Origin of the sequence: Micromonospora sp. CV4, from assembly GCF_003667455.1 — a bacterium.
Taxonomy (GTDB): domain Bacteria; phylum Actinomycetota; class Actinomycetes; order Mycobacteriales; family Micromonosporaceae; genus Micromonospora.
The window spans coordinates 1-2,057 of the sequence record NZ_RCVI01000072.1 but is presented as its reverse complement, the minus strand read 5'-3'; the positions used below and the strand labels follow the sequence as shown (position 1 = coordinate 2,057).

Sequence of the window (2,057 nt, the reverse complement as noted above, 5' to 3'; positions counted from 1 at the left end):
GCCCCGCTACTGGCTCGACCGGGACGGCCGGTTGCACAAGCTGGTCGCCCGGCTGCCCGGCGTCGGTCCGGTCACGGTGCTCCTGAACCGGGTGGACCGGCCCACGCTCCGGCCGGTGGACGCGCTCGGTGGGCGGCCAGGGCTGCCCCGTGCGCTCACCGACGCCGAGCGGGACCGGCTCAGCCGCCTGCCGGCTCGGCTGCGGGCGCAGGGCGGGGCCACGCTGACCCTGACCGCGCCGGTGGGCACGGACACCAACCTGCGGGGCGCCGGCTGGCTGAGTTGGACCGCGCGTACCGCGTACCTGGCGGTGGCCGACCTCGGCACACCGGATCGCCGGACCCTGCTGCGCCGGGACACCGCCGGACTGGCCCGGGCCGACGTACCGGCCGCGGCCGGTGGCGGTGGCACCGCGGAGACGCCGGGTCGGCCACCGCTGCCGCCGCCCGCCGCAGCCTGGCGGTTCACCCGGTCCGGCACCGACGACCTCAGCCTGCTGGTCGGCGCGGCCATGACCGCCGGGTCGGCCGGGCAGCGCGGCGCGGCCGTACGGATCCGCGAGGACGTCGCCGCCGGGCGGACCGTGGACGTCGTGGAGCTGCGCACGGGGGGCGCGCTGCTGCGCTACTGGATCGACCGGAACGGGTCGCTGCGCCGGTTGGAGTTGCGCACCGCCCCCGGGGCGTGGGCGCAGCTCGACCTCAACCCCGCCTCGGTGCCTCGCCTGGCCCCGGCGCCCCGCCCGGCGGCCACCACCTGACCGACCGTGGCGCTCAGGGCCGCCAATCGGTCTGCGCGGCCCACTGCTCCGCACGCAGGTACTCCTCGTCGAACCACGGGTCGCCGGCCGTACCCGAGCCGTCGACCACCGGGGCCGCGTCGGCCAACTCCCGCTTGAGCAGCAGGTACACGGCCCGGTGCCCCGGGTCGGCGCGGAGGTGGTCGCGCATCAGCAGCGCGTACCGCCAGCCCGGCGATCCGGCCACCCGCACGTGCAGGCGCACCGGGCGGGCCGGGTCGGCGCTGCCGTGCAGCCGCTTTTCCCACCGGCCGCTACCGGCCGGACGTGGATCGTCCCACCACTCCCCCGGCACCCGCGGGAACCCCGCGTTCGCCAACCGGTCGGCCAGCGTCCCGTCGGCGTCGGCGAGACTGGGCACGGCCACCTGCACGTCCACGACGTCCTCCGCGGCGAGGCCCGGCACCGCGGTCGCGCCGATGTGATCGATCCGCAGGTCCGCCGGGGCGAGCGCGTGCCGGATCCGGGCGGCCAGCCGCTCGTACTGCTCGGGCCAGGTCGGGTCGGCCTCGGCCGGACCGACGCGGTCCGCCGGAACCACCCGCCGCTCCCGCAGGTTGTGCTCGTAGGGCAGCAGCCGCTGTCGCCAGAGCGTGTCGACCTCGGCGTGCAGCGCCGCGAGGCTTCCGTCGTTGGTCAGCACCACGTCCGCCACCGCGCGGCGACCGGTGTCGTCGGCCTGCGCGGCGATCCGCCGCTCGGCCTCCGCGCGGTCCATCCCCCGGTCGCGCGCCAGTCGTTCCAGTCGGGTCGACACGGCCGTCTGCACCACGACCACCAGGTGGTACGTCGGCGCCAGCCCCACCTCCACGAGCAGCGGCACGTCGTTGACGACGATCGCGTCGGGCGCCGCCGCGGCGACCAGCTCAGCGGTACGGGCCCGGACCCGGGGATGGGTGATCGCCTCCAGCCGGCGGCGGGCGGTCTCGTCGGCGAACACCACCGCACCCAGCGCGGCGCGGTCCAGTGCGCCGTCGGCGTCCAGCACCCGCTCGGAGAAGGCGGCGACGATCTCAGCCAGCCCCTCGGTGCCCGGCGCGACGACCTCCCGAGCCACCCTGTCGGCATCGATGAGCATGGCGCCCCGCTCCACCAGCCGCGCGGCCACCGCGCTCTTGCCCGACCCGATCCCGCCGGTCAACCCCACCCTCAGCACCGGACCAGTCAACCGGATCACGAACCCCGCTGCCAAACCCACCCGGGACAGGGGCCCGTGCGGCGGGCGATGAGCAGCGGCGCGCGGGCCCCTGTCCCGGGT

At 77.0% G+C, this 2,057-nt stretch carries 1 protein-coding gene and 1 pseudogene; one reads left to right on the top strand and one right to left on the bottom strand.

The features are described from left to right. Nucleotides 1–760: pseudogene (locus tag EAD98_RS30820) on the top strand (hypothetical protein); the annotation flags it as partial. A 13-nt stretch (nucleotides 761–773) separates the two neighbouring features. Here the strand turns inward: EAD98_RS30820 and coaE are convergent. After that, nucleotides 774–1,955, bottom strand: coding sequence for a dephospho-CoA kinase (coaE, locus tag EAD98_RS00410; protein ID WP_121652128.1), 1,182 nt, complete (start codon nucleotides 1,953–1,955; stop codon nucleotides 774–776). Between the last annotated feature and the right edge of the window lie 102 nt (nucleotides 1,956–2,057).